This window comes from Ruegeria sp. AK11 (assembly GCF_056541095.1).
This window is the reverse complement of the sequence record NZ_JBQFXU010000001.1, coordinates 1,050,147-1,069,793: the sequence shown is the minus strand read 5'-3', so window position 1 is coordinate 1,069,793 and position 19,647 is coordinate 1,050,147. Positions and strand designations below refer to the sequence as shown.

The following is a 19,647-nucleotide window of genomic DNA, read 5'->3' as shown; positions in this document are numbered from 1 at the left end:
TTTGAACAGCGAGATTTATTGAATTTTGGTTGCGCTAACATTGGACATGCTGGAAGTGTCAGGGTAAGGACAACTCATGGTTTCACGTGTCATCCCTGTTGATCCATTTGATCTGATCATTTTCGGCGGCACCGGTGATCTGGCGCAGCGCAAAATCCTGCCTGCGCTTTACCGTCGGTATTGTGCGGGTCAGTGGCACGAGGATGCCCGGATAATAGCAGCCGCGCGTGCCGGTCATTCGGCGGATGATTTTCGAAACATGGTAGCTGCGTCGCTGCATCGGCACGCTTCGGAACGGGCGCAGGATTCGCAAGCCCTGAACCATTTCCTGCAACGGGTCGACTATGTGTCGCTGGATGCCCTGACGACGGATGGTTGGGATGTACTGAGTGAAAAACTATCGCCCGACCGGGTTCGCGCTTTCTATTTCTCAGTCGGTCCCAGCCTGTTCGGACCATTGGCCCAGCGGGTTAGGGCGTATGATCTGGTGACAGAAGAAACCCGTATTGTGGTCGAAAAGCCGTTTGGACATGATTTGGCGAGCGCACGGGAGTTGAATGCAACACTGGCCGCGCATTTTGATGAAAATCAGATTTACCGTATCGACCATTATCTGGGCAAGGAAACCGTCCAGAATCTGATGGCGGTCCGGTTTGGCAATATGCTGTTCGAACCGCTGTGGAACAGCCAGTATGTCGACCATATCCAGATAACGGTTGCGGAAACTGTTGGTGTCGCAGGGCGCGAAGACTATTATGAGCGGGCGGGTGCGATGCGGGACATGGTGCAGAACCACTTGATGCAGCTGCTCTGCCTGATTGCGATGGAACCTCCGGCCAAGTTTGATCCTGACGCAGTTCGGGATGAAAAGCTTAAAGTGATCCGGGCGCTTGATCCGGTTGAACCGCACCACATCGTGCGGGGGCAGTTTGCGGTCGGTCCAGACGGGCCGGGGTACCGGGACTGCGTTGGCAATCCGCGATCAACCACCGAAAGCTATGTGGCGTTGAAGGCCCATATCAGCAATTGGCGTTGGGCAGGTACGCCGTTCTACCTGCGCACCGGTAAGCGTCTGGTGGCGCGCTCGTCGGTGATCAACGTGATGTTCAAGGACGCGCCGCATTCGATATTCGGGGAAGAGGCGGGGCGCCATGCAAATACGTTGTCGATCCGGTTGCAGCCGAACGAGGGGATCACGCTGAAGGTGACGATCAAGGAACCCGGGCAGGGGGGGATGCGACTGATCGACGTTCCCTTGGACATGAGCTTTGCCGAAGCCCTGGGCCCCGAAAATCAGGACCCGCCAGATGCGTATGAACGCCTGGTGATGGACGTGATCCGCGGAAACCAGACCCTGTTCATGCGCGGGGATGAGGTCGAGGCCGCCTGGGCCTGGACCGATCCGATCATCGCCGGATGGTTGGCACGTGGGGATGTGCCCAAGCCTTATGACAGCGGCAGCACGGGGCCGGGCGACGCCGAACTTCTGATGAAACGTGACGGACGTCACTGGCAAGGGATAAAGCCATGAAAATTCAGGAATATGCTGATCGCGAAATGCTTGCCATCGACGTGGCCAACGTGCTGGCGGGCGACCTTGAGGCCGCATTGCTGCACCATGATACCGTTGCAATGGCCGTTCCTGGGGGAACAACTCCGGGCCCTGTTTTTGATAGCCTGTGTGCCGCTGATCTTGAATGGGATCGTGTGCGTGTGTTGCCGACGGATGAACGCTGTGTGCCAGCAGATCATGACCGCTCGAACGAACGTTTGATCCGCGAAAGGTTGCTGACCAGCCGGGCCTCTGTGGCACAATACATTCCGCTTTATGTCCCTGATTCAGAACCTGAGGCAGCGTTGCCCGAAATCGAGTCGCTGATTGCGCCGGTATTGCCATTGTCGGTGCTGGTACTAGGAATGGGCGAAGACATGCACACGGCCTCATTGTTTCCGGGAATGGAAGGGCTGGACGAGGCATTGCGCAGTGATGCACCTACGTTGATCGTCGCCCGGACCGAAACGCAGCCAGAGGCGCGAATTTCCCTGACCGCTCCGGTCCTGGACGGGGCGCTGTCGAAACATCTGATCATCTATGGACAGGCAAAACGCGCCGTTCTTGAAAAAGCCATGTCGCTACCACCGGAAGAGGCACCGATCGCCGCAGTTCTTGGTGGCATGACCGTACACTGGGCGGAGTAAAGCAATGCATCTGGATGCTTTGAAAACACTGGCTCAGACGACAAGTGACCGTCGTATCCTTGACCTGTTTGCGGCAGATGCAAACCGGGCCGAAGTATTTTCAGCCTCAACCGGGGATGTGGTATTCGACTATTCAAAAACACAGATCGATGATGTGGTGCGATCCGCGCTCATTCAATTGTGTGCAGAGGCTGGTCTTGCGTCTCGGCGTGATGCGATGTTCGCGGGCGAGAAGATCAACGAGACCGAAGGGCGCGCGGTGTTGCACACGGCCTTGCGCAACCTTGATGGCGGGCCGGTTGAAGTGGACGGTCAGGACGTTATGCCCGAGGTTCTGGATACGCTGCAACGGATGCGCGTGTTCGCTGAGGAGGTGCGTGGCGGTGCTATCGCTGGAGCGGGGGGCAACTTTACCGATGTGGTCAATATCGGCATCGGCGGGTCAGACCTCGGCCCTGTCATGGCCACATTGGCGCTGGCACCTTATCACGATGGACCACGGGTGCATTACGTCTCGAACGTGGATGGGGCGCATATCGCGGATACGTTGCGGCAGCTCGACCCGACGCGCACGCTGGTCATTGTCGCCTCAAAAACCTTCACCACAATCGAAACAATGACCAATGCACGCACCGCCCGCGCGTGGATGTCCGAAGGCGGGGGCGATCCGTCGCGCCAGTTTGCCGCCGTTTCCAGCGCTTTGGACAAGACGAAAGCCTTCGGTATTCCCGAGGCGCATGTCTTCGGATTCGCCGATTGGGTCGGTGGGCGTTATTCGGTTTGGGGGCCGGTCGGCTTGCCGGTCATGATTGCTGTTGGTTCAAACGCATTTGACGCGTTTTTACGCGGCGGGCAGGCGATGGACCTGCACTTCCGCTCGGCTGACTGGGATGAAAACATGCCTGTGATGCTGGCCTTGGTTGGCATCTGGCATCGACAAGTTCTGGGGCATACCAGTCGTGCGGTGCTGCCTTATGACCAGCGGCTTTTGCGTCTGCCCGCATATTTCCAGCAGTTAGAAATGGAATCGAATGGCAAATCCGTGGCGATGGATGGGTCGTCCTTGACCATGCCTTCAGGACCTGTCGTCTGGGGTGAGCCGGGCACCAATGGACAACACGCGTTTTACCAGCTGATACATCAGGGCACGGATGCCATTCCCTGCGAATTCATGGTTGCGGCCGAGGGGCATGAACCAGAACTGACCCATCACCACCGTCTGCTTTTGGCCAATTGTCTGGCGCAGTCCGAGGCCCTGATGCGTGGCCGTTCGTTCGAAGAAGCGCGCCAACGCATGACGCAGCAGGGGTATCTGGGTGATGAACTGGACCGGCAGGCCCGGCACCGGGTTTTCCCCGGCAATCGTCCCTCGACAACATTGATTTACCCCAAACTCACACCGTTTGTGTTGGGTCAGATTATTGCGCTTTATGAACACCGGGTGTTTGTCGAAGGCGTGTTGCTGGGCATCAACTCTTTCGACCAGTGGGGGGTTGAGCTGGGCAAGGAACTGGCCAATTCGCTTGGCCCCATCGTGGATGGCGAAGAAAGCGCCGAGGGCAAGGATGGGTCGACCGCAGCATTGGTCGCCTACGCGCTGAAACACCGGGATTAGGCGACGGGATGTATTCCGCTACCGGTGTGGGCTGCATTCTCTTATTGTCAGACAATTAAATGATTGGCAGGGTTCCTTCTAGGAAACGGCTGGACTGACGTGACGGGGAACACCCCTGCCTGTCAGTGCCAGACGGAACAGGCAGGGGCCAGGCAAGGTCCCGCCCATGACGGGAGGATGTCCATGCTGGGACAGATGATGACGCAGCCTTTGCTGATTTCGTCGCTGATTGATCACGCACAGCGCTGCCACGGTCAGACTGAGATCATCTCGGTCGAAACGGATGGAACTGTGACCGAAACCAATTGGTCCGAGATAGCCGTGAACGCCCGGCGTTTGGCGTCGGCCCTGACGCAGCTGGGTCTGGAGCCGCAGGACAGGGTCGGGACGCTGGCCTGGAATAATCGTCGCCATCTGGAGATCTATTATGCCACCTCGGGTGCGGGATATGTCTGTCACACGGTCAATCCGAGGCTTTTTCCTGAACAACTGACGTATATCATCAACCATGCTCAGGATCGGGTGTTGTTCTTTGATGCAACCTTCGTCCCGCTGGTTGCCGCTTTGCACGGTGCGCTGACGGATGTTCGCCATTTTGTTCTGATGGGCCCTCGCAATGATGACGCTGCAGCAAAGATACCCGACCTGAAATTTTATGATGAGCTGATCGAAAACGGTGACGCGGCCTTTGATTGGCCTGAGCTGGATGAAAACACCGCGTCAGGGCTGTGTTACACGTCGGGTACAACCGGCCATCCCAAGGGGGTTCTTTATTCCCACAGATCGACGGTCCTGCACAGTTTCGCGTCGAATACGCGCGACGTGATCGGCTTTTCGGCGATGGATGTCGTGATGCCCGTCGTTCCTATGTTCCACGTTAATGCATGGGGCTCGCCTTATGCCTGCGCCATGTCCGGATCGCGACTGGTTTTACCCGGCCCGGATTTGCATGGCGAGGCGCTGGTCAATCTGATCGACACCTATGGCGTGACGCTGGCCATGGGGGTGCCAACCATCTGGCAGGGACTGTTGGCGCATGCGGCCAAATGCGGGACGAGTTTGAAAAGCCTCAAACGGACCGTGATTGGAGGTGCCGCTTGCCCACCTTCGATGATGGAGACTTTCCGGAATAAATATGACGTAGATACGGTACATGCGTGGGGAATGAGCGAGATGAGCCCACTTGGTACGGCCAACTACCCATTGGCCAAACATCTGGTGCTGCCGCTTGAAGAACAACACCTTATCCGTCTGAGTCAGGGTCGGCCACCGTTTGGGGTTGAACTGAAAATCGTGGATGATGACGGCAAAGATCTGCCACATGACGGTGAAACGCAGGGCGATCTGATGGTGCGAGGGCATTGGGTACTGGACAGCTATTTCCTGATGCAGGATCAGGATCTGTTGCAAGACGGTTGGTTCGCCACAGGCGATGTCGCAACGCTGGACGCCGATGGTTACATGACCATCCGGGATCGATCCAAGGACATCATCAAGTCCGGAGGGGAGTGGATCAGCTCGGTCGAACTTGAAAATATCGCTGTTGCGCATCCGAAACTGGCAACTGCCGCCGTGGTCGGTGTTCCGCATCCGAAATGGGACGAACGCCCCTTGCTGGTCGCTGTAAGGGCCGAGGGCGAAAATCCAAGCGAAGAAGAGGTTCTGGCCTTCTTCGAAGGGAAAATCGCCAAATGGCAGGTTCCTGACAAAGTCGTCTTTGTTGACGCGCTTCCGCTGAACGCAACCGGAAAGGTGCTGAAACGCAACCTGCGTGCAGATTTCAAGGATGCCCTTGCGGGGTGAGATGTGATCTAGCGGGGTAAATTGGCTCCGGCGGTAGGGATCGAACCTACGACCAATTGATTAACAGTCAACTGCTCTACCGCTGAGCTACGCCGGAACGGTCCGCGCCGTATAGCAACCGGAGTATCCGGCGTCCAGAGGGCGGATATTATTTTTTCAACGAAAAAGCCCCAGAATACCGATGTGGTTTCTGACCCTGACAAAAGGTTGAATATTGGGAAGTTTTGGCTCCGGCGGTAGGGATCGAACCTACGACCAATTGATTAACAGTCAACTGCTCTACCGCTGAGCTACGCCGGAACTGAGGGGCGTATAGCAATCCGGATTCCCGGCGTCCAGAGGTTAAGCACGCGAACTTAAATTTTTTTTCGGGCGTCAAGGATCTCTGCGAAAAATTGCGGTGGCAGATAGTTCGCCGTGTGGTGACACCTGTTTTTTTCCAGTCAGATCAACGAGGTGGGCAAAAACGTTCCGCTCCGCGGCTGGCAGCAGGGTTGCGGGTGTGTCGGTGTAGATACGCTTGGCCAATTGCCGCGCCGTTCCGTCTGCATCCTCCAAGGCAGTCAGAATCTGAGCTTCGCGGTTTTGCCTGTGTCGGATCAGCCAGTCCAATCGCGCGGCAGGGTCTGAAATTGGCGCACCGTGGCCCGCGTGAAAAACCGACCAGTCGCGCGCGCGCAGGCGGTGGCAGGCTGTCATGAAATCGGTCAGGTCTCCGTCCGGTGGTGACACCAGCGAACTGGCCCATCCCATCACATGGTCGGCGGTGAAACAGGTATCCTGCCATGCCAGGGCAATGTGGTTTCCCAGATGCCCCGGAGTGTGAATAACCTCAAGCTGCCAGTCATCGCCAAAGATGACCTCACCATCCGCAACCTCGATATCCGGACGAAACGCGGTGTCGATGCCTTCGCCACCTCCGGCCAATCCACGCGCTGCAAGGGTCGCCATAACAGCGCTGCGACCGGATTCGGGACCACCAAACGCATAGATCGCAGCCCCTGTTCGCGCGGCAAGGGGTGCTGCCAAGGGTGAGTGATCCAGATGTGTGTGCGTGACGAGTATGTGGCTGATTCTCTGGCCAGGTCGCAGTTCATTCAGGATCGCGTTCAAATGCTCTTCGCTTGCGGGGCCGGGATCAATGACGGCAATGTCACGATCGCCCAGCAGATAGGTGTTGGTGCCGCGATAGGTCATCGGTGACGGGTTGGGGGCCAGAATGCGCCGAAGACCCGGTTGCAATTCTGTCGCAACACCAGCGGGTGGATTGAATTCGTCTGGTGCCTGCATTCTGTGCTCTTTCTCTTGTCCGGGCAGCCCGCTAGGTTTAGCGCATGTCCACGCACTGGCTCAAACCATATATGCCACGCAGCCTTTACGCCCGGGCAGCATTGATTCTGGTTCTTCCTGTGATCGTGCTGCTTCTGGTCGTTGGAGTTGCTTTTCTTCAAAAGCATCTGGAAGATGTCACTGACCAGATGACGCGCGCAGCCTCAAGGGAAGTGATGCTGATCACCACCATGATGGAGGGGGCCGAGACGCAGCACCAGGCATTGGCCGAAGTGCGCCCGGATCTTCTGGCGCTGGAAATGCAGGCCAGATTTCTGCCCGCCAACGAAACTCCCAAAATTGACCGTCCACGGTGGTACGACTTCATAGCACCGCAGGTCGAGGCCGAGCTTCGTGCAAGGTTGCCAGAGCTGAGTGCTGTAGCGTTGCCAAGCAGCCGCGAAGCGCGTCTGTACCTGGATACACATCTGGGGGTGCTGGAACTGACCTTTGACCGGCGCAGATTGTCGCCAGCGGCGCCGCATCAGTTGATCGTGACGATGCTGTTTTTCGCGATCATAATGACCTCGATTTCATTTCTGTACATGCGAAACCAGTTGCGCCCTATCACACGGCTGGCCAATGCGGCGCAGGCGTTTGGACGAGGGCGGAGCGTACCATATTCACCGGGCGGTGCCATCGAAGTACGCGCGGCGGGGAATGCGTTTTTGGATATGCGGTCACGGATCGAACGTCAGATCGAACAACGGACGCTGATGTTGTCCGGCGTCAGTCATGACCTGCGCACGCCTCTGACGCGCCTGAAACTTGGACTGGCAATGTTACCTGAGGATGAGGCACGACCTTTGCTACAGGACGTGGCGGAAATGCAATCCTTGGTTGATGCATTCCTCGAATTTTCGCGCGGGGCGTCCGAAGGATCGCCCGAGGAAATCAACCCGGCGGAATTTGTTCGACAGATTGTGGATGACGCCAATCGGGCAGGGCATCGGGCCGAGTTGGTCACTGTCGAGGGTGAGGGAACGGCAATGCTGCGGCCTATGGCTGTTCGTCGGGCCGTTGAAAACCTGATCGGCAACGCCGTGCGCTACGGCAGCCGTGCTGAGGTCAGCCTGTCGCTGAACGCCAAGTCGATGCGCATCCGTGTCGAAGATGATGGCCCTGGAATTCCCGCAGAGCAGCGCACAGAGGCGGTCAAACCCTTTACGCGGCTCGACCCAGCGCGCAACCAGAATCAGGGCAGTGGCGTGGGTTTGGGGTTGGCGATCGTGGCGGACGTTGCGCGCGCCCATGGTGGAACTCTGAGACTGGCCAAAAGTGAACGCCTGGGCGGTTTGTGCGCGGATATAATTATTGGCCGGTAAACGCCTGGCACCTTTGCCGCTCCAAACCTGCGCCAATATGACGATGTTCTGAGCCGAGGCGCTGGATTTCTCGCGAGATGATTTCGGAGTTTTTAGTAAGACCTGTCATCCCACGGCGATTAAACCGAAAGCGAAAATCGATGAACTGAATAAATTCTTCTGATTTCCAAGCGTATGTGGACAGGGTACGCAAGACGTGACGAACGCCTGAGGTCATAAATACAAACAAAACCAGCAGGATGGGCGGTGTGTTCAAGGAACGTGGCGGTGATTTGGTAGGCCCGGAGGGACTCGAACCCCCAACCAAAGCGTTATGAGCGCTCTGCTCTAACCAATTGAGCTACAGGCCCGCCTAGGCGCATTGCGTATCACGGTGAACAGCCGCGTCAAGCCTGACCGTTGCAACAAACGCCACAATCGAATAACCCGCCCGCAAAGCATTCAAAAGGAACTGGCCATGACAGCGGGCAAGAACGGAATCACCTATGCCGATGCAGGCGTGGATATTGACGCGGGCAATGCTCTGGTTGACCGGATCAAGCCCGCAGCAAAGCGAACCAACCGCCCCGGTGTGATGAGCGGTCTGGGCGGTTTTGGCGCACTGTTCGACCTGAAAGCTGCTGGGTATCAGGATCCCATTCTGGTTGGTGCCACGGACGGGGTTGGTACAAAACTGCGAATTGCGATCGATACCGGCGTCGTGGATGGGGTTGGCATCGATCTGGTGGCCATGTGTGTCAATGACCTGATCTGTCAGGGGGCCGAGCCCCTGTTTTTTCTCGACTATTTCGCGACAGGCAAGCTGGACACAGATACAGCCGCGCGGATCATTGAAGGAATTGCCGAAGGCTGTGCACAATCCGGCTGCGCTCTGATTGGTGGCGAAACTGCCGAGATGCCAGGCATGTACCCTGATGGCGATTTCGATCTGGCCGGCTTTTCGGTCGGGGCAATGGAACGCGGCGCTGACCTGCCTTCCGGAGTGCAGGCGGGGGACGTGCTGCTTGGTCTGGCCTCGAACGGAGTGCATTCCAACGGGTATTCACTGGTACGTAAACTCGTCGAACTGTCTGGTCTGGGCTGGGATGCACCGTGCCCCTTTGGTGAAGGTTCGCTGGGCGAGGCGCTGCTTACGCCAACGCGCCTTTATGTCAAACCGGCCCTGTCCGCGATCCGCGAAGGTGGAGTTCATGCACTGGCCCATATCACCGGTGGCGGTCTGACCGAGAACCTGCCGCGCGTACTGCCGGAAGGGTTGGGGGCCCAGATTGATCTGGACAGCTGGCAATTGCCGTCTGTTTTCAGCTGGATGGCGCAGATTGGCGGTATCGCGGAAGCTGAGATGCTCAAGACCTTCAACTGTGGCATCGGTCTGATCATGGTGTGCGATCCAGATAAGGCCGATCAGCTTTCGACCTTGCTGGCCGAGGCTGGCGAGACGGTGTCGCGGATCGGTACGGTCACCGAAACGCCCGGAGTTGCCTATTCGGGCAAACTGCTGTGAACCACAAGCGCGTCGCGATCCTGATTTCTGGGGGCGGGTCCAACATGGTGTCGCTTGTCGACAGCATGACCGGTGATCATCCGGCGCGGCCCTGTTTAGTCCTGTCCAACGATGCGCAGGCGGGGGGGCTGAAAAAAGCTGCGGACCGTGGCATTCCGACCGCAGTGGTCGATCACCGGCCATTCAAGGGCAATCGCGCAGCCTTTGAGGCTGAGTTGCTAAAGCCTTTGGAAGACGCGCGGCCGGATATTGTCTGTCTGGCCGGGTTCATGCGGGTCCTGACCGCGGATTTCGTAACGCGCTTTCAGGGGCGAATGCTGAACATCCACCCCTCATTGCTGCCCAAATACAAGGGGTTACATACCCACGCCCGCGCAATTGAAGCGGGCGATACGGAGCATGGCTGCTCGGTCCATGAGGTGACGGCGGCTCTGGATGATGGCCCAATTCTGGGTCAGGCACGGGTGGATATCGAACCAGCGGATACCCCGGAAACTCTGGCTTCAAAAGTTCTGATCCGGGAACATGAACTTTATCCAGCGGTGCTGCGCCGCATTGCCGAAGGCAACAGGTCACCCGTTCTCATGCAGTGAGGTTCCGAGGGTGATTTACACTCGCCTGAAAATCGTCCTATGGTCGTCGGTATCGCTTGGGGGCGAGGGAAATTACGGGCACTCACAAGAGCAAGAGCAAAACTAGTACGGCGCATGAAAACTCTGACGACGACGCAAGAACTGGCTGATTTCTGCAAGGCGGCCGCAAGCTATCCATACATCACAGTCGATACCGAGTTTCTGCGCGAGCGGACCTATTATTCGAAACTGTGCCTCGTGCAACTGGCGCTTCCCTCTGATGATGAAGACAGCGCGGTTCTGGTTGATCCGCTGGTTGATGGCCTGTCTCTCGAACCGCTGTATGAGCTTTTCCGAAACGAGAACGTGGTCAAGGTGTTTCACGCCGCGCGTCAGGATCTTGAGATTTTCTGGGTCGAGGCCGGTGTTTTTCCCAACCCGTTGTTCGACACACAGGTCGCCGCAATGGTCTGCGGGTTTGGCGAGCAGGTCGGCTATGAGACGCTGGTGCGGAAAATCTGCAAACAGGGCGTCGACAAGACGTCGCGGTTCACCGATTGGTCCCGTCGTCCTTTGACGGAAGCCCAGAAAACATATGCATTGGCGGATGTGACGCATCTTCGCAAGATCTACGAATATCTTGCTGCGGAACTCAAAAAGACGATGCGCAGCCACTGGGTGGCTGAAGAGCTGCGGACGCTGACACAGCCTGCCACGTATGACATTCGCCCCGAAGAGGCGTGGAAGCGGGTCAAAACGCGAACCAACTCGGCCAAGTTCTTGGCTGTTGTGCGCGAGCTGGCGCAGTTCCGCGAAAGGTATGCGCAGGAACATAATGTACCGCGCAACCGGGTCTTCAAGGATGACGCCTTGATCGAACTGGCGTCGACCAAGCCCAAGACAATCGCCGATCTCGGTGGATCGCGCCTTTTGTTGCGCGAGGCGCGAAAAGGACCGATTGCCGAAGGTATTCTTGCTGCGGTGACGAAGGGCACAAATTGTCCGCAGGAAAATCTGCCGAAGATCGACAATTCCCGTGACAACCTGAAGGTCAACCCGGCTTTGGCCGACTTGCTTCGGGTTCTGCTGAAATCCAAAACCGAAAGTTCGGGCGTTGCGGCCAAGCTGATCGCAACAAGTTCCGAGTTGGACCAGATTGCCGCGGGCGAGCGAGAATTGCCCGCGATGTCAGGTTGGCGTTACGAAGTCTTTGGTGAAGACGCGCTGAAACTGTGCGAGGGGAAAATCGCGCTGGCGGCCAAAGGGCAGGCGGTCAAGGTCGTCTCACTTTAACGGCGATTACCGCCGCCGCGATTCCAAGGTGTTCTGTTGCCCGACGACACGGATCAGGCGAATGCCTTCAAGATCCTGAGTCGAAACATTTATGGCATCCGACACCATTCTTGTTCGTTCAGATCCTTGCGGGGTCTCTGAGTTGGGGTAGTTCACGCGGAATACAAATTCCAGAATTCCCTTTTCTTTGTTTTCTTCTGAATTAACCGAAACCAAGCGTGCGTTATAGGCACCCTGCCGAAGCGCGGTGCCAGAGGAATAAATGATCGCGCCTGACGGTATTGGCTCGATCCGCAGCTCATCGATTTTGGCGATTGGAACACTGGTGTCTTCGGCATCTGGGCGCGAAAACAGGCCGCTTCCCTCTCTTGCCTTGGGAACCAACGCATCGGCGGCATTTGGGTCCGGCGGTGTTTCAGACTTCACAGACTTGCTGGAGCCAAACCAGTTTGACGGATTCACCCGCGAGTCGCGCCAGCTGCCGCAGGCAGTCAGGGTCAGCATGGCGATGATAAGAACGAACAGAGACTTTTGCATAGACCCACTGCTTTTCACACGAATTCAGACAATGGGTTAGCGTATATTCTTCGCGTTGAAAAGCCACAGCTGGGGCTGGACAGCAGGTGGTCGTCGGCATAGGTCACATTGTGATTTCAACGAAAGGATCACTGCGCCATGGCCACGCCTGCCTTTGAAGACATTGTCGAGGATTTCGAGTTTCTCGAAGACTGGGAAGACCGGTATCGCCATGTCATCGAACAGGGCAAGGCGATGGAGCCTTTGGATGACGCGTTGAAGGTTCCGGCGACAAAGGTTCACGGCTGCGCCAGTCAGGTCTGGCTGCACCCGATGATCGAAGCAGGTGTGTTCAAGTTTGATGGTGACAGTGACGCGCTGATCGTTCGCGGGCTGATCGCCGTGCTTCGGTCCCTATACAACGGTCTGCCGGTGTCCGAGGTGCCGCAGGTCGATGCGGCAGCGGAACTGGCCCGATTGGGCTTGAACGATCATCTGTCAGCGCAGCGGTCCAATGGTCTGCGGGCCATGATTGAACGCATCCGCCAGGTCGCGCAGGAAAACGCCTGAGGTCACTCAGGGCGGTTTGCCCAGTCTGACAAAGTGGTTTCCAGATCGCCGTAGCCGGTGAAACGCCGTTCGAACGCCAATCCCATGCGGTCCGCGCATTCCCGTGCGCGTTCGGTCAGTTTCGGATCGTCGATCTGGGCCTGATAAATCAGTTTGGTGTAATTGCCGAAATACATGTCCCGCAGTTCCGGGTGGCGATCCAGACCCAGTGGTTTCCAGACAAATGCGTCGAACTGGCGGGCCAGAAAATCAGTCAGGTAGAAGGCAGTTGTTTCGTCCTCGCCGCGTTCCTGAAAGGCCTGATTGCCTTCGAAGAACGAATAGCAATGAGGGCCTTTTACCATCTCGACGCCCAGTTTTTCACAAGCGGATTGCAGCAGACCTCCGGTTCCGCAATCGGCGTAAACCACATAGATTTTTTCGAACCTGTCGCGGTGTTTGGCCACGCTGTCTTCAACTGCTTGGGTGATCCGTTCCGGATGAACATGCAGGATTGCAGGCAGGCAGGTCAGCGCCATGTGATCCCAGCCGTTGCGCGTTTTGATATCCAGAATTTCGCGCGCAAGCGCCCCGCAGGCGATCAGCAGGATGCCTGCGTTTTCCACGCCGTCATAGCCTTTGGTCGTCAGGCTTGCATCATCTGGTAACGTATCGCTTGGCATGGATCGGCATCCTTATGGGCTCATAGCACAAGAGAATGAAAACAGCTTGCAGGCAAGCCTTCTTCCGACATCTCGTGTCAGGCTGCCGACGTTCGTGTTTCGAATGCCGATAACAGAGGCCGAGCGGGCGGGCCGTAGGCGACAGTACCTTGCTTTGATATCTCGGGGAACAAGGACAGGATCTCTTGTCGGGCTGACTGTTCAAGGGCGTTCCAGCTTTGGGCACCGGGATGAAAGCTCTCGCTCAGGCAGCCTTCCGACCAGAGCAGCTCATGCTGATCAAACAGAATGTGAATGTAGGTTACGACCCCGCCGGGTTTGAGGATGATGTCATGTCCGTTGATCAGGTGTTTGGCGGGGGCCAGTGCTTCGTTTTGGCCGGTATGCAGTTCCAGGCGCCAGCTCTGGATCAGCATCCTGTGTTGCTGCGACACCAGCAGATCGCAGGTGTTCCCAAGCGCGCCTGCCTTGAACAGGACCGGCGCGAACACGCCAACCGCCTGAACCCGCCGCTGCCCGACCCAGCGCACCGTTTGAAACCCGTGATCAAGGGTTTCCACCCAGTCGCCGGGGCGCAGCGTTTCCACTGGGCGTTCCCCTTTGCGGGTTCTGATCAGCGTGCCAGAGGTAAAGCAGGGGACCAGGTCCCAGTCTTCACGGCTGGACACCATGCCTGAATATCGATTGCCAGCAAGGCTGTTGAAGGTGATCGAATGTATAGGCCCCGCTTCCAGAGCGGCTTGATCTGCATTGGCCGAGAACTCAGGCACCAAATATGTGTTGCCATCCACATCCTGCGCGACAACGGCAGTAATGTTTGCACTTGTGCCGTCAAAATAAGTGACGGTGGCGTGGTACACTGATGTGCCATCAAAGGTTTGCGGCGCGCCGCCGTCGATCGAAAACCGATCATTGGCAGATATGTTGTTCATGTCATAGGCAGAGCCGGAGTTTCCAACCACGTTCCACGTCACGCTGTTATGCGCCAACGGCGCGTCCGCGTGACCGAAGGTTTGCCCAACCAGGGCAGAGGCGTTTTCGGCGACATTGTTGCCCTCGGCGATATCGATATCGGCAAGTTTGCCCAACGAAATGGCTGTGAAAGACTGCGGCACGGAACCCCCGAAACTTGGACGTTTCGGTTTTTTAACCGCACTTTCGTTTACAAACGGATAAACGATACACCTCATGAAGGGGCGGAGCGCTAAAACGAAAAAGACCGCCCGAAATGGGCGGTCTTTTAAGAAAAACCTTAAAGGTCTTAGCCAGCCAGTTGGTTGTGCTTGCGGCCCACGAAATCCTTGGCGGTTTCCACTGCAACCGCAGCGTCACGGCAGTAGGCGTCTGCACCGATGGCTTTGCCGAACTCTTCGTTCAGCGGCGCGCCACCGACCAGAACAATGTAATCGTCGCGCACGCCCTGTTCGACCAGGGTGTCGATAACGACTTTCATGTAGGGCATCGTGGTGGTCAGCAGGGCGGACATGCCCAGAATGTCGGGCTGTTCCGTTTCCAGTGCTTCCAGGTAATTCTCGACCGGGTTGTTGATTCCCAGATCTACAACCTCGAATCCTGCACCTTCCATCATCATCGACACAAGGTTCTTGCCGATATCGTGGATGTCACCCTTCACGGTGCCGATGACCATCTTGCCAACACGCGGAGCACCGGTTTCGGCCAGCAGCGGCTTGAGGATCGACATACCGCCTTTCATCGCGTTGGCTGCCAGCAGAACCTCGGGAACGAACAGAATGCCGTCGCGGAAGTCATGGCCCACAATGGTCATGCCGCCAACCAGAGCTTTGGTCAGGATGTCATACGGCGTCCATCCGCGTTCCAGCAGGATATTGGTGCCTTCTTCGATCTCTTCTTTCAATCCGTCATAGAGATCGTCGAACATCTGATCGACCAGTTCGTCATCATTCAGTTCGGACAGGACGATATCTTCTTCGTCGGACATGGGGTATTCCCTGTGCTGGGCGGGCCATCGGCCCGTGGTGGCATTTTTTCCGTTTTGGCCAAAACGTCGCATTCTGACTGTGACGATTGCGACGTTGGTCGTTTCGGGACCGACCTATATGCCAAAAATGGCACCGGCTCGATTGAAAAGTCTGCAATATTATCCTGTTTATTTTTCATCAATGCTTCCCGGTTTCTTCGCGGGGCTGGCTTGCACAGGATTCGTTTCAGGCTTATCGTGCGGTAGGAACAAAAAGGGAACACATGTGCCGTGAGCATCGGGCATATCATCAAAGCAAGGGGGGTGACGTCCAATACGACCGGGCGTTTTGAACGGTTTGCAACGCAGGCTGTTGATGACGGGTGGGACATCGATGAAGAGTTGCCGCCCTTGCGAACCGAGACGCGGGAAGAGGTGGCGCGCAGTGCCATCACCTTTAACCGTTCACCTGATTTGCCTTTTGATCGTTCGATCAACCCATATCGGGGGTGTGAGCATGGCTGTGTCTATTGTTTCGCCAGACCAAGCCACGCCTATCTGGGCTTGTCCGCAGGACTGGATTTCGAAACCCGCCTTGTTGCGCGCCCCAACATGAGCGTTGTTCTGCGCAAGGAACTGTCGGCGAAGTCCTACAAGGTCGCCACGCTCGCGATCGGGACAAACACCGACCCTTACCAGCCCATCGAAAAAAACCGCCTGATTACAAGGTCGTGCCTTGAGGTCTTGCAAGAATTCAACCACCCGGTCGCAATCGTGACCAAAGGAGCATTGATTGAGCGTGATCTGGATATTCTGGCTGACATGGCTAGCCGGGGATTGGCGCGGGTTGGTATATCGCTCACCACGCTGGATGCAGGTCTGTCCCGGCGGATGGAGCCTCGCGCACCGTCTCCGGCGCGTCGGTTGCAGACGATCAAAGCGTTGACCGATGCGGGCGTTCCGGTTCGCGTAATGACCTCGCCTATTGTGCCTGGGCTGACAGATCATGAGTTGGAGAACCTGTTGGACTCTGGAAAAGAGGCGGGCGCAGATGCGGCAAGCTGGATCATGTTGCGATTGCCCCGCGAAGTATCTCAGCTTTGGCAGGACTGGCTGGCAGAGCATGAACCCGCCCGTGCAGAAAAGGTCATGTCCAAGCTGCGTGAAATGCATGGCGGGCGCGACTATGATCCACGCTGGGGGCACAGGATGCGGGGTGAGGGGGAATACGCCGAGCTCATCGCCCTGAGGTTTGCTAAAACCTGCAAAAGACTGGGGCTTTCGATCAAATCCGCTCCGTTACGATGCGACCTGTTTGCAGTTCCGCCGCAACCCGGGGATCAAATGAGCTTGTTCTGAAACCAAACGCCGAACCGTCCGCTGCTTCAGTAACGAAAGCAAAAGACCCCGGTTTAACCGGGGCCTTCTGGATTGATTGCGAACTCAAACGGCTCAGCGGTTTTCGATGTCTACGTAGTCGCGCAGCGTCTCACCCAGATACAGCTGACGCGGACGGCCGATCTTGTTCTGTGGATCTTCAATCATTTCTTTCCACTGGCTTACCCAGCCAACAGTCCGCGAAAGTGCGAAGATTGGTGTGAACATTGAGGTCGGGAACCCCATCGCCTCGAGGATGATACCCGAATAGAAGTCAACGTTCGGGAACAGCTTTTTGTCGGCGAAATACGGGTCTTCCAGCGCTTCGCGTTCCAGCTCTTTAGCGACCTGCAGTTTCGGGTTGTCTTCAATGCCCAGGAGATCCAGAACCTCGTCGGCCGACTGCTTCATCACCTTTGCGCGTGGGTCAAAGTTTTTGTACACGCGGTGGCCAAAGCCCATCAGGCGGAACGGGTCGTTTTTGTCTTTGGCACGGGCGATGAATTCGGGAATGCGATCTACGGTACCGATCTCTTCCAACATTTCCAGACATGCCTGGTTGGCGCCGCCGTGGGACGGCCCCCACAAGCAGGCAATACCAGCGGCGATACATGCAAACGGATTTGCGCCCGATGACGATGCCAAACGCACGGTAGACGTTGACGCATTCTGCTCGTGGTCCGCGTGAAGCGTGAAGATACGGTCCATCGCGCGGCTGAGGATCGGGTTGACCTCATATTCTTCGGCGGGAACGCTGAAACACATGCGCAGGAAGTTCGACGCATAATCCAAATCGTTGCGCGGATACACGAAAGGCTGCCCTGTGTGGTATTTGAAAGCCCATGCTGCGATTGTCGGCATTTTGGCGATCAGGCGATGCGAGGCGACCTCGCGCTGGTGCGGGTCCGCGATATCGGTCGAATCGTGATAGAAGGCCGACATTGCGCCGACAACACCGACCATGATGGCCATCGGGTGCGCGTCGCGGCGGAAACCACGGTAGAAATACTGCATCTGCTCATGCAGCATGGTGTGGCGTGTGATTGTGGTTTCGAATTTCTCCAGATCTTTTGCGACCGGCAGCTCTCCGTAGAGCAGCAGGTAGCAGACCTCAAGAAAGTGCGATTTTTCGGCCAGTTGGTCGATTGGATAGCCGCGGTGCAGCAACTCGCCTTTTTCACCATCGATAAAGGTTATGGTGCTGTCGCAGCTTGCTGTCGAAGTGAAACCGGGGTCATAGGTGAATACACCTGCCTGACCGTAAAGCTTTCGAATATCAATGACATCCGGACCGGCGGTCGGGGAATGAACCGGCAACTCATACTCTTTGCCGTGAACGGTCAGAGTGGCTGTTTTGTTGCTGTCAGTCATGGTTATCCCTTCTTCATTCATGCGCACGCCAAAGAAACCTCGGGCAGTGCGGGCAACGACTGCGCGCTTTGGCGCAGTCCGGGTGTTAGCGGAGCAGCGTTACCCGTTTATGAAATTCGGGTTACTTCGCTGCTTCTGAAAGCCGCGCCAGGGTTTCATCCCGTCCCAGCACAAGCATCATGTCAAAAACCGAAGGCGTGACGGCCCGACCAGCCAAGGCGGCTCTGAGCGGGCCAGCCAGCTTGCCGAACGTGAGCTCCTTTGTCTCGGCAAAGGAATTCAGGGTCTCCTCCAGTTCGTTCCGAGACCAGCTAGCATTTTGCAACTGCGGCGTCAATTCTTCCAGTATACCGTCGGATACAGATGCCAGCGCCTTTGCCGCTTTCTCGTCGGGAACAATCGGGCGTTCTGTCAGAACAAAATGAGCCTTTTCAAGGAGTTCAGGAAAAGTCCGCGCCCGGTCCTTGAGGCAATACATCGCACGTTCCAAATCACTGGATTGTGAATCTGTCAGGGGCGGTAAAGCGGCTGCGGCCAAGTACGCTTCGATTTCACGCCGCAGTGCAGCATCATCAGAGATGGCGATGTGTTGACCACACAGGTTTTCCAGTTTTTTCAGATCAAACCGGGCAGGGCTTTTGCCGATGCCGTTCAGATCAAACCAGTCCTTTGCCTGTGCATCCGTAAAGAATTCATCGTCACCATGACTCCACCCAAGGCGGGCCAGATAGTTGCGCATTCCAGCGGCGGGATAGCCCATGGCCTGATATTCCTGCGCGCCAAGCGCGCCATGGCGTTTGGACAGTTTCTTACCGTCTGGCCCGTGGATCAGCGGAATATGGGCCCAGACCGGAACATCCCAGCCCATCGCCTCGTAAATCATCATCTGGCGCGCCGCGTTATTGAGGTGATCGTCGCCGCGAATGACATGGGTAACACCCATATCATGATCGTCGACCACCACCGCCAGCATGTAGACCGGTGTCCCGTCGGAACGCAGCAAAACCATGTCATCCAGTTGGTCGTTGCGAATGGTCACGTTGCCCTGAACCTGATCGCGGATCACTGTTGTGCCGTCCTGCGGAGCCTTGATGCGAACGACAAATGGCAGGTCGGGATGTGCTGAAGGATCAGCGTCACGCCAGGGGCTGCGGAACAGGGTCGACTTGCCCTCCGCCCGTGCCTGTTCACGAAAGGCGGCAATTTCGTCCTGCGTCGAGAAGCATTTATATGCCTTTCCCTCGGCCAGAAGCTGGTGCGCGACTTCAGCATGCCGGGCAGCTCCTTCGAACTGGCTGATTACGTCGCCATCATGGTCCAGTCCCAGCCATTCCATGCCCTGAAGGATCGCGGCGGTCGCCTCGGGGGTCGAGCGTTCCCGGTCGGTGTCTTCGATCCGCAGCAGGAACTTTCCACCACGTCCGCGGGCGTAAAGCCAGTTGAACAATGCGGTGCGCGCGCCACCGATGTGCAGAAAACCTGTGGGCGAGGGGGCAAAACGTGTGACGACCTGTTCGGACATGTTGAGGATTAACCTTTTGGTAACCGTATCTGGCATAGTTTGACGCCTGT

The 19,647-nt window shown here is 56.8% G+C and carries 17 protein-coding genes and 3 tRNA genes; 10 read left to right on the top strand and 10 right to left on the bottom strand.

Annotation, left to right across the window (positions count from 1 at the left end; translation table 11 throughout):
* The first annotated feature begins 76 nt into the window (after positions 1 to 76).
* From zwf to ACR0D9_RS05370, 4 genes are all read left to right on the top strand, one after another.
* Positions 77 to 1,531 (top strand): glucose-6-phosphate dehydrogenase, encoded by a 1,455-nt coding sequence (gene zwf / locus ACR0D9_RS05385; protein WP_480480740.1) that lies wholly within the window; start codon positions 77 to 79, stop codon positions 1,529 to 1,531.
* On the top strand, positions 1,528 to 2,199 hold the full coding sequence (gene pgl / locus ACR0D9_RS05380; RefSeq protein ID WP_480480742.1) for a 6-phosphogluconolactonase: 672 nt from the start codon (positions 1,528 to 1,530) through the stop codon (positions 2,197 to 2,199). Before zwf ends, pgl begins: the two co-directional genes overlap by 4 nt.
* Positions 2,200 to 2,203: 4 nt before the next feature.
* Positions 2,204 to 3,814, top strand: coding sequence for a glucose-6-phosphate isomerase (gene pgi, locus ACR0D9_RS05375; RefSeq protein WP_480537968.1), 1,611 nt, complete (start codon positions 2,204 to 2,206; stop codon positions 3,812 to 3,814).
* A 183-nt stretch (positions 3,815 to 3,997) separates the two neighbouring features.
* Complete coding sequence (locus ACR0D9_RS05370; protein ID WP_480537966.1) at positions 3,998 to 5,617, top strand: long-chain-fatty-acid--CoA ligase; 1,620 nt, start codon at positions 3,998 to 4,000, stop codon at positions 5,615 to 5,617.
* Between the two features lie 22 nt (positions 5,618 to 5,639).
* Here ACR0D9_RS05370 and ACR0D9_RS05365 read toward each other — a convergent pair.
* The 3 genes from ACR0D9_RS05365 to ACR0D9_RS05355 all read right to left on the bottom strand — a co-directional run bounded on the left by ACR0D9_RS05365 (position 5,640) and on the right by ACR0D9_RS05355 (position 6,907).
* A tRNA-Asn gene (locus ACR0D9_RS05365) sits at positions 5,640 to 5,714 on the bottom strand.
* Positions 5,715 to 5,842: 128 nt separating this feature from the next.
* Positions 5,843 to 5,917: transfer RNA gene (locus ACR0D9_RS05360), tRNA-Asn, on the bottom strand.
* 75 nt (positions 5,918 to 5,992) lie between these two features.
* Positions 5,993 to 6,907 carry an MBL fold metallo-hydrolase gene (locus tag ACR0D9_RS05355; RefSeq protein ID WP_480485516.1) on the bottom strand — a complete coding sequence of 305 codons (915 nt, stop codon included), beginning with the start codon at positions 6,905 to 6,907 and terminating at the stop codon, positions 5,993 to 5,995.
* 44 nt (positions 6,908 to 6,951) lie between these two features.
* Here ACR0D9_RS05355 and ACR0D9_RS05350 point away from each other — a divergent pair, with 44 nt between their 5' ends.
* Positions 6,952 to 8,271 carry an ATP-binding protein gene (locus tag ACR0D9_RS05350; RefSeq protein WP_480480750.1) on the top strand — a complete coding sequence of 440 codons (1,320 nt, stop codon included), beginning with the start codon at positions 6,952 to 6,954 and terminating at the stop codon, positions 8,269 to 8,271.
* Positions 8,272 to 8,544: 273 nt separating this feature from the next.
* Here the strand turns inward: ACR0D9_RS05350 and ACR0D9_RS05345 are convergent.
* A tRNA-Ile gene (locus ACR0D9_RS05345) sits at positions 8,545 to 8,621 on the bottom strand.
* 107 nt (positions 8,622 to 8,728) lie between these two features.
* Between ACR0D9_RS05345 and purM the strand changes: the two genes are divergently transcribed.
* From purM to rnd, 3 genes are all read left to right on the top strand, one after another.
* Positions 8,729 to 9,775 (top strand): phosphoribosylformylglycinamidine cyclo-ligase, encoded by a 1,047-nt coding sequence (gene purM, locus ACR0D9_RS05340; RefSeq protein ID WP_480480752.1) that lies wholly within the window; start codon positions 8,729 to 8,731, stop codon positions 9,773 to 9,775.
* Positions 9,772 to 10,368 carry a phosphoribosylglycinamide formyltransferase gene (gene purN / locus ACR0D9_RS05335; protein ID WP_480480754.1) on the top strand — a complete coding sequence of 199 codons (597 nt, stop codon included), beginning with the start codon at positions 9,772 to 9,774 and terminating at the stop codon, positions 10,366 to 10,368. Before purM ends, purN begins: the two co-directional genes overlap by 4 nt.
* A 114-nt stretch (positions 10,369 to 10,482) precedes the next feature.
* Positions 10,483 to 11,640, top strand: coding sequence for a ribonuclease D (rnd, locus tag ACR0D9_RS05330; RefSeq protein ID WP_480480756.1), 1,158 nt, complete (start codon positions 10,483 to 10,485; stop codon positions 11,638 to 11,640).
* A gap of 6 nt (positions 11,641 to 11,646) precedes the next feature.
* Here rnd and ACR0D9_RS05325 read toward each other — a convergent pair whose 3' ends face one another.
* Positions 11,647 to 12,177, bottom strand: coding sequence for a hypothetical protein (locus tag ACR0D9_RS05325; RefSeq protein ID WP_480480758.1), 531 nt, complete (start codon positions 12,175 to 12,177; stop codon positions 11,647 to 11,649).
* 138 nt (positions 12,178 to 12,315) lie between these two features.
* Here ACR0D9_RS05325 and ACR0D9_RS05320 point away from each other — a divergent pair, with 138 nt between their 5' ends.
* Positions 12,316 to 12,726 (top strand): SufE family protein, encoded by a 411-nt coding sequence (locus ACR0D9_RS05320; protein ID WP_267367543.1) that lies wholly within the window; start codon positions 12,316 to 12,318, stop codon positions 12,724 to 12,726.
* Between the two features lie 2 nt (positions 12,727 to 12,728).
* Here ACR0D9_RS05320 and ACR0D9_RS05315 read toward each other — a convergent pair whose 3' ends face one another.
* The 3 genes from ACR0D9_RS05315 to ACR0D9_RS05305 form a co-directional block, all read right to left on the bottom strand.
* Entirely contained in the window at positions 12,729 to 13,388 is a 660-nt protein-coding gene (locus ACR0D9_RS05315; RefSeq protein WP_480537964.1) for a DUF1638 domain-containing protein, read from the bottom strand.
* A 77-nt stretch (positions 13,389 to 13,465) separates the two neighbouring features.
* On the bottom strand, positions 13,466 to 14,503 hold the full coding sequence (locus ACR0D9_RS05310) for a Hint domain-containing protein (RefSeq protein ID WP_480537962.1): 1,038 nt from the start codon (positions 14,501 to 14,503) through the stop codon (positions 13,466 to 13,468).
* Positions 14,504 to 14,649: 146 nt separating this feature from the next.
* Complete coding sequence (locus ACR0D9_RS05305; RefSeq protein ID WP_209503809.1) at positions 14,650 to 15,348, bottom strand: corrinoid protein; 699 nt, start codon at positions 15,346 to 15,348, stop codon at positions 14,650 to 14,652.
* Positions 15,349 to 15,618: 270 nt separating this feature from the next.
* On the opposite strand from ACR0D9_RS05305, the gene ACR0D9_RS05300 reads away from it, so the two are divergent.
* Positions 15,619 to 16,686: a PA0069 family radical SAM protein gene (locus ACR0D9_RS05300; RefSeq protein ID WP_480537960.1), complete on the top strand. Its 1,068-nt coding sequence runs from the start codon at positions 15,619 to 15,621 to the stop codon at positions 16,684 to 16,686.
* Between the two features lie 93 nt (positions 16,687 to 16,779).
* Here the strand turns inward: ACR0D9_RS05300 and gltA are convergent, their stop codons facing one another.
* Positions 16,780 to 18,075: a citrate synthase gene (gene gltA / locus ACR0D9_RS05295; protein WP_480485519.1), complete on the bottom strand. Its 1,296-nt coding sequence runs from the start codon at positions 18,073 to 18,075 to the stop codon at positions 16,780 to 16,782.
* Between the two features lie 121 nt (positions 18,076 to 18,196).
* Positions 18,197 to 19,597: a glutamate--tRNA ligase gene (gene gltX / locus ACR0D9_RS05290; RefSeq protein WP_480538239.1), complete on the bottom strand. Its 1,401-nt coding sequence runs from the start codon at positions 19,595 to 19,597 to the stop codon at positions 18,197 to 18,199.
* Between the last annotated feature and the right edge of the window lie 50 nt (positions 19,598 to 19,647).